This is a genomic window from Devosia sp. (assembly GCF_040509215.1).
Classification (GTDB): Bacteria; Pseudomonadota; Alphaproteobacteria; order Rhizobiales; family Devosiaceae; genus Devosia.
Genome location: NZ_JBEVLL010000010.1, coordinates 1 through 7,249, shown reverse-complemented (window position 1 = coordinate 7,249; position 7,249 = coordinate 1). Strand labels below are relative to the sequence as shown.

Sequence of the window (7,249 nt, the reverse complement as noted above, 5' to 3'; positions counted from 1 at the left end):
TCTGCGTCCGCACCCGCGCTTTCAGCTCGTTGCGCTCGATTGGTCGGCTAATGAAATCATTGACCCCAAGGTCAAGCGCCCGCACCACCCGCGGCTTGTCGCCGTCGTCGGCCATCAGGATGATCGGCAGGTTGCGCGAATGCTCCACCGTTCGGATTTGCGAGGCGACGCGTAGCGGGTCAAAGTCGTTGAGCGACATGCTGACCAGCGCCAATTCGTATTTTGCGCCAGACACTTGGAACACGGCGTCGGCCGGTTCAAGCAGGATGTCGACCTTGTGTTCTTCCGAAAGATAGCTCTGCACGCGCTCGGCATGGCGCTTGTCGGTGTCGATGATCAACACCTGCCCGCCCTGAGCCGAGATCGTGTCCATTGCCCGCAGCGCGTCCTCAATGGCCAATTGCTGGCCAGTCAGCGCACGCGCCCGCAGTTCGTCGGTGAGCGACTTGAGCCGCGCCAGACTTTTGACACGCGCCATAAGCTGCATGTCATCGACGGGCTTGGTCAGAAAATCATCCGCGCCGGCCTCAAGACCCTTCACGCGGTCGGATGGCTGGTCCAGCGCCGTGATCATCAGCACAGGCACATGATGCGTACGCGGATTGGATTTGAGGAGACGGCAGACTTCGAACCCATCCATGACCGGCATCATCACGTCGAGGAGGATGATGTCGACGTCGTTTTCTTTAAGAATTTCAAGCGCTTCCGGCCCGGAATTGGCGGTCAGCACCTCGAAATACTCAGCGGTGAGCCGCGCTTCGAGCAGCCGAACATTCGTCGGAATGTCGTCGACAATCAGAACGCGCGCCGTCACCGCATATCCCCCAAACAAACCAAATTGTCCCGATGCCAAACTGGCCACCGGGAGAAGTCAGCCGAAACCTCGAGCGTCTCGGTGCCGTCAGGCAGGCCCAATATATTGGGCAATGGTTTCCAGAAAGTGAGCCACGGAGATGGGTTTCGATATGTAACCCTCGCACCCGCCTTGTAAAATCCGCTCTTCATCGCCCTTCATGGCAAAGGCCGTGACGGCGATGACTGGAATATGGGCGAGCTGTTCGTCATCCTTGAGCCATTTGGTGACCACAAGACCCGACACTTCCGGCAACTGGATATCCATCAGGATCAGATCGGGCATATGCGCCCGCGCCAAATCCAGTGCTTCCAGGCCATTGCGGGTCTGGATGACCCGGTAGCCACGCGATTCAAGCAGATCGTTGAAGAGCTTCATATTTAGCTCATTGTCTTCCACGATCATGACTGTCTTGGACATTGGTCCTCACTTGCGTGACTGTGGCACCGATAGTTTCCCCGGTCCCAGCACCACGGCCCTTCGCTTCCCCGTCACCTTGGGGTATCATTCAATCCGTTACAAAACCTCAAATGAGGCCAAGACTTGCCGCTCGCAAAACCGTCATCGCTGGACCTCGAAGAGGTCGCCGGGGCTTGCCTCGGTTACCTTGCCGAAAATCCCGATGAGCTTCTGCATTTCATGCAGCATGCCGGGCTCGATCCGCAATCTCTTCGTTCTGCAATCGGTACGAAGCGGCTGCAGACCGGGCTCATTGACTACTTTGCAGCAAACGAACCGATTCTGCTCGCACTCTGCGCGAATGCCGGCATGAACCCGGAATCGTTCATGCGCCTGTGGCACAAGCTCAACCCCAACGGATAAGCCGAGGCGATGGACTGGCTCTGCCGCGATTGCCTCAATTCCGGAACGGCGGCCGCCGAACCTCGCCGCTGTCCGCAATGCGGCTCGCCCCGAATCCGCAGCCATTCCGAGCTTTTTTCGCTCTCCATCGCACATGTGGATTGCGATGCGTTCTATGCCTCGGTTGAAAAGCGCGACGACCCGAGCCTGCGCGATCGCCCGTTGATCATCGGTGGCGGCGTGCGCGGCGTCGTTTCGACCTGCTGCTACATCGCCCGCCAGTCCGGCGTGCGCTCAGCCATGCCCATGTTCAAAGCGCGCGAGCTTTGCCCGGATGCCGTGATCATCAAGCCCGACATGGCAAAGTATGTCGAGGTCAGCCGCCAGATCCGCCGCTACATGGATGCGCTGACGCCGCTTGTTGAACCCATCTCGATCGACGAAGCGTTTCTCGACCTCACCGGCACCGAAAAAGTCCACAAGTCGCCCCCTGCCCTGACCCTGGCGCGCTTTTCCCGCACCATCGAACAGGAGGTCGGCGTCAGCATCTCCGTTGGTCTCAGCCACAACAAGTTTCTGGCCAAGGTTGCCTCCGACCTCGACAAGCCCCGGGGCTTTGCCGTCATCGGCGCCCAGGAAACCCTGTCATTTCTCGCCCCCAAGCCGATCAGCCTGATTTTCGGGGTCGGCAAGGTTTTCTCCGAGACCTTGAAGAAGGATGGCTACCACACAATCGGTCAGCTCCAGGACGCCGACCCGATCCAGCTCATGCGTCTCTATGGCGAATCGGGGGCACGTCTCGCTCGGCTTTCCCGCGGGCAGGATAGCCGCCGCGTCTCGGTCGATGGCGAAATGAAAACCGTTTCCTCCGAAACGACCTTCAACAACGATCTCGCCACGCTTGAAGAGCTCTCCACCGCGCTCCTCCAATGCTGCGAACGCCTCTCCGAACGCCTCAAAGCCAAGAACATCGTCGGCGACACGGTGACGCTCAAGCTCAAGACGTCAGGATTTAAGTTGCGCACGCGCGCACGACACCTGATGATGCCCACACAGCTCGCCAATGTGCTCTATGAAGCAGGATTGAATCTCCTGCAGCGTGAGGCCGATGGCACGCCGTTCCGCTTGATCGGCATCGGCATTTCGGGCATCGAAGCGGCCGACGGGTCCGATCCAACGGACCTTCTCGAACCGCAGGTTGCCCGCAAGGCGGCGGCGGAACGGGCCATGGACCGCGTGCGTACCCGCTTTGGCCGCACGGCCGTTGTCCGCGGCAAACTCTATACCAGCCGGCCCGAAACCAGTTCGGCCCCGGCATCCGAAGAAGAAGCAGAAGACCTGGAAGGCAAGACCAGATGACCGATCCGATCCAAAAGCTCCGCGAATATGGCTACGAACTGCCCGCCCCCAAGGCGCCCGTCGCGAGCTATGTGCCCGTCACCCGCAGCGGCAATCTCCTCTACGTCTCAGGCCAGATTTCGACCGGCGAGAACGGCGTGGTGGAAGGCCGCCTGGGCGATACGATGAACGTCCAGCAGGGTGGCAATGCGGCCGAACTCGCCATCCTCAACGTCCTCTCGCACATCGTTTATTCCGCGGGCATTCCGCTGCAGGATATCAAGAAGATCCTGAAGCTGACTGTCCTCGTCTGCTCAGACAATGAATTTACCGAGCAGCATCTCGTTGCCAATGGCGCATCGAACCTGCTGGTCGGCATTCTGGGCGACAAGGGCAAGCATGCCCGCGCCGCTTTCGGCGTCACCTCCCTGCCCTTCGGTGCCGCCGTTGAAATCGACGCCGTGGTCGAAGTCTAAGCTGAGTTGTAATCGCACTGTCACGGAGGCGTGCGAACCGGACGCCTCCGATTTCACGGCAGATTTCTCATGACCGAACCGCTCTTTCCCCGCCCCGTAGCTCATCGCGGCCTTCACGATCGCGCCAATGGCGTCATCGAAAACAGCGCCAGCGCATTTACTGCCGCCATCGAGAGCAATTTTGCCATCGAGTGCGACCTGCAGCTCACGAGTGACGGCCACGCAGTCGTTTTTCATGACGAGAAACTTGAGCGCCTGACGGGCGAAACCGGTCTCGTCAGCGACCGAACTCTGGCTGAAATGACCGGCATGACGCTGCTCGACAGCGCTGCGGGCGATCGACCGCAGACGCTGGACGCCTTCCTCGAACAGATCGCCGGCCGGGCTCTTCTCCAGATCGAGCTCAAGCACCAGCCAAGCCTCGAAGCCACGCGCCGCCTGGCCACCGTCGCCGCCGAAGCGCTCGCCAGATATTCCGGTCCGACAACGGTCGAATCTTTCGATCCGCGCTTGATCACCCTTATCCGCGAATATGGCTTTGCCGGCCCACGCGGCATCATCACCTATGACTATGAGGGTGAGGATTACCCGCCGGGGATTACCGAGGACGAGCGCTACACGATGCGCCATCTCCTCCACTGGCATGAAACCCAGTTCGACTTCATTTCCTGTGACAAAAGTGCCCTGACGCTACCGGCGATCACATTCTGGCGCGCCCTCGGCAAGCCGGTGACCGCCTGGACGATCAGGTCTAAGGTTGAAGCGGAGGCTGCGGCCCCCTACATCGACCAGATCGTGTTCGAAGGGTTCAACCCGGACAGTGTCTCCTAAAGAGCTTTCAGCAACCATCCATCCTTCGACGGCCTCCATCTCGGCCGATCAGTGGAACTCTCTTGTGCCGGGCGCCAATGGGGTGCCCGACAATCCCTTTCTCGACCACGCCTTCTTCCTCGCCCTTGAGGAATCAGGTTGCGCCACCGGTCGCACCGGCTGGCAGCCGCAACACGTTCTGATGAAAGACGAAACCGGCGCCCCCGTCGGCCTTCTGCCGCTGTTCCTCAAGACCCATTCCATGGGAGAATATGTGTTCGATCACGGCTGGGCGCAGGCGCTCGAACGCGCCGGCGGGCACTACTATCCCAAACTCCAGGGTTCTGTGCCGTTCACCCCGGTGACGGCGCCAAAGCTGCTGGTGCCCTCCGACAGCCTCGAAATCCGCGCCGCGCTGCTATCGACCGCCGAAGAGCTTGCCCGCCAGCGCAATGCGTCCTCCGTTCACCTCACCTTCCTGCCCGACGATGACGCCGCTACTGCCACGGCATCGGACTGGTTGAGCCGCGTCGACACCCAGTTTCACTGGCACAATGACGGCTTTGCGAGCTTCGACGCTTTCCTCGAAACGCTCTCTTCGCGAAAGCGCAAAGTGATCCGCCGCGAGCGCCGCGACGCGCTAGCCGATGGAATCACCATCCGCTGGCTCAGCGGCAAGGACATCGAGGAGCACCACTGGGACGCCTTCTTCGATTTTTATGAAGATACCGGCGCCCGCAAATGGGGCCAGCCCTACCTCAACCGCAAATTCTTCTCGCTACTCGGTAAATACATGGCCGATCGCGTGCTGCTGGTCTTTGCCTATGAAGGCGATGAGCCCATTGCCGGCGCCATCAATTTCATTGGGAAGGACCGCCTCTATGGCCGCAATTGGGGCTCTACCCGCGAGGTGCCGTTCCTCCATTTCGAGGTCTGCTACTATCAGGCGATCGACTACGCCATCGCGCACGGCCTCAAGGTCGTGGAGGCCGGTGCGCAGGGCGAACACAAGCTGGCGCGCGGCTATACACCCGTCGCCACGCACTCCGCACACTGGATCGCCCATCCCGGCCTGCGCGATGCAGTAGCCGATTATCTCGAGGCGGAACGCCCTGCGGTCGAGCGGGAACAGGAGGCGCTTGAAGGGTTTAGCCCATTCCGCCGAGGCGAGCGGCAGGAGCGTTAGCCCCGTGCAATCGAGTGTGTTAAGGAAACCTGATCAACAAGCTCAGGAGACCCGGGACTAATGGATTTTTGGGACGTCGTAGCCTTCATTCTCGAAGCCCTGCTTGTCTTCGTGGTGGCCACGACGCTGTTCGACACCCTCCATTGGCTCCTGCATCGCTGGGAAAATTCGAAGATCCCGCTACTCCGCCGGTTCTCGTCCTGGCACTGGGTTCATCACAAGTTTCTCGGCCTCGATATGCAGGTCAATCCTGCCTATGCACGGCAGAATATCTGGCTCCACGTGCTGCCGGAATATCTCACCTCAATGCTCGCCATCGCCCTGTTTCTCCTGGCGATTCCGTGGCAGCCCGTCGCTGTCGTCGCCGTCATCCGCACGGTCATGTTCATCATGACGCTGCGCGAAGAAGGGCTCGACTATAATCACATGTCGATGGACCGCGTCGGCGGCAAGCAAGGGTTGTTGTGGGTCAACAACAACTACCACGCCATGCACCACGTATATCCGCACAACTTCTTCTCGTCCTTCGCCAACACCTTTGACCTCCTCGTCGGCACGACGTGTCAGATCGAGGGCCGCCGCTTTCTCGTCACCGGTACAGGCGGCGCTTTCGGCTCCGCCATGGTCAAGGCACTGGAAAAGCGCGGCGCCATTGTCGAAACAGCGAAATCCGGCGTCGACTTTTCCGCTGGGAACTACGCCGGCATGGACGAAAAGCTGAAACGGGCCGATGTGCTGGTCCTGTCCCACGGCGCTAAGACCGAAGATTGCTGGAACGCCAACTACGTCACCTTTCGCGATCTGATCGAGCGCTTCACCGTCATCGGCAAGGATCGCCTGATGGCGCCGGAAGTCTGGGCCTTGGGCTCCGAAGTCGAATTCCACGGCGATATGGGTCTTGATGAACTCAGGGACTATTCAAGCTCCAAACGCGCATTCGCCGCCCGTGCCCGCCACTATTATCGTTCGGACGATCTCATCTATCGCCACATCGTCCCCTCGTCCTTCACTTCCGCCATGGGGAAAGGCGCCATGTCAGCCGAGACGGCCGTAAACATCGCGCTGTTTTTCATCACGCGCGGCATCAAGTATGTTCCGGTGACGTTGACGGGCCTTGCCGTTCTCAACTTTTTCCGTTTCCGCTACGCCAACAATGCCAGCGACGAAATGCTCTCGCCGGCCGAATGACCAGAGAAGAGCCGAGGAGCCCGATGAGCTACGATCCGACCAATATCTTCGCCAGGATTCTCAAAGGCGAGCTGCCCTGCCACAAGGTCTATGAAGACGATGCGGCTCTCGTCATGCTGGACATTTTTCCGCAGTCCAAGGGCCACACGCTCATCATCCCCAAGGCCGCATCGCGTAACCTTCTCGATGCCGATCCCGCGGCCCTGGCGGAGGTCATCCCGCTTGTGCAGCGCGTGGCCAAGGCCGTCCAGACCGCCACCAAGGCCGATGGCCTGCGTCTCGCGCAATTCAACGAAGCCTCGGCAGGCCAGACTGTCTTTCACCTGCATTTTCACATCATTCCGGCCTATGAAGGCGTAGCGCTTGGCGCACACGCGTCTGGCCGTGCCGACGACGGCGAACTGGCCCAACTGGCGAAAGACATCGCGGCAGCGCTCTAAGACCTGCCGAAAAACGCCAAAAATCCAAGACTCTTGCGGAACATAGGTGGAACACATATAGTCGTTCCGTCTATGTTCCGATTCTGGGGTCGCCGGGCAATGCTGACGCGCAAACAACACGAACTTCTCATGTTCATTCATGAACGCATGAAGGAAA

At 59.8% G+C, this 7,249-nt stretch carries 9 protein-coding genes; 7 read left to right on the top strand and 2 right to left on the bottom strand.

Annotated features, from left to right (window positions below; genetic code table 11):
• Together ABW043_RS00485 and ABW043_RS00480 are read right to left on the bottom strand one after the other, a co-directional pair.
• Positions 1 to 814 (bottom strand): response regulator (locus tag ABW043_RS00485; protein WP_353919285.1); only part of this gene is annotated, 814 nt, incomplete at its 3' end.
• 87 nt (positions 815 to 901) lie between these two features.
• Positions 902 to 1,273, bottom strand: a complete 372-nt coding sequence (locus ABW043_RS00480) for a response regulator (RefSeq protein ID WP_291417845.1) — start codon at positions 1,271 to 1,273, stop codon at positions 902 to 904.
• A gap of 123 nt (positions 1,274 to 1,396) precedes the next feature.
• Between ABW043_RS00480 and ABW043_RS00475 the strand changes: the two genes are divergently transcribed.
• The 7 genes from ABW043_RS00475 (at position 1,397) to ABW043_RS00445 (ending at position 7,092) form a co-directional block, all read left to right on the top strand.
• On the top strand, positions 1,397 to 1,675 hold the full coding sequence (locus ABW043_RS00475; protein WP_353919284.1) for a DUF3572 family protein: 279 nt from the start codon (positions 1,397 to 1,399) through the stop codon (positions 1,673 to 1,675).
• 9 nt (positions 1,676 to 1,684) lie between these two features.
• Positions 1,685 to 3,013, top strand: coding sequence for a DNA polymerase IV (locus tag ABW043_RS00470; RefSeq protein WP_353919283.1), 1,329 nt, complete (start codon positions 1,685 to 1,687; stop codon positions 3,011 to 3,013).
• On the top strand, positions 3,010 to 3,468 hold the full coding sequence (locus tag ABW043_RS00465) for a RidA family protein (protein ID WP_353919282.1): 459 nt from the start codon (positions 3,010 to 3,012) through the stop codon (positions 3,466 to 3,468). The genes ABW043_RS00470 and ABW043_RS00465 overlap by 4 nt, the downstream gene beginning before the upstream one ends.
• Positions 3,469 to 3,537: 69 nt before the next feature.
• Positions 3,538 to 4,299, top strand: coding sequence for a glycerophosphodiester phosphodiesterase family protein (locus tag ABW043_RS00460; RefSeq protein WP_353919281.1), 762 nt, complete (start codon positions 3,538 to 3,540; stop codon positions 4,297 to 4,299).
• Complete coding sequence (locus ABW043_RS00455) at positions 4,289 to 5,464, top strand: GNAT family N-acetyltransferase (protein WP_502908572.1); 1,176 nt, start codon at positions 4,289 to 4,291, stop codon at positions 5,462 to 5,464. Before ABW043_RS00460 ends, ABW043_RS00455 begins: the two co-directional genes overlap by 11 nt.
• Before the next feature lie 60 nt (positions 5,465 to 5,524).
• The gene (locus tag ABW043_RS00450) at positions 5,525 to 6,652 is read left to right on the top strand and encodes a hypothetical protein (RefSeq protein ID WP_353919280.1); all 1,128 of its coding nucleotides are present in this window, start codon (positions 5,525 to 5,527) and stop codon (positions 6,650 to 6,652) included.
• A 23-nt stretch (positions 6,653 to 6,675) separates the two neighbouring features.
• Complete coding sequence (locus ABW043_RS00445) at positions 6,676 to 7,092, top strand: HIT family protein (protein ID WP_353919279.1); 417 nt, start codon at positions 6,676 to 6,678, stop codon at positions 7,090 to 7,092.
• Positions 7,093 to 7,249 lie beyond the last annotated feature (157 nt).

Excerpts from the sequence above, each read along its gene's own strand:
- ABW043_RS00465 (WP_353919282.1), top strand. The coding sequence starts at position 3,010 with ATGACCGATCCGATCCAAAAGCTCCGCGAATATGGCTACGAACTGCCC.
- ABW043_RS00480 (WP_291417845.1), bottom strand. The coding sequence starts at position 1,273 with ATGTCCAAGACAGTCATGATCGTGGAAGACAATGAGCTAAATATGAAG.
- ABW043_RS00445 (WP_353919279.1), top strand. The coding sequence starts at position 6,676 with ATGAGCTACGATCCGACCAATATCTTCGCCAGGATTCTCAAAGGCGAG.
- ABW043_RS00450 (WP_353919280.1), top strand. The coding sequence starts at position 5,525 with ATGGATTTTTGGGACGTCGTAGCCTTCATTCTCGAAGCCCTGCTTGTC.
- ABW043_RS00470 (WP_353919283.1), top strand. The coding sequence starts at position 1,685 with ATGGACTGGCTCTGCCGCGATTGCCTCAATTCCGGAACGGCGGCCGCC.
- ABW043_RS00460 (WP_353919281.1), top strand. The coding sequence starts at position 3,538 with ATGACCGAACCGCTCTTTCCCCGCCCCGTAGCTCATCGCGGCCTTCAC.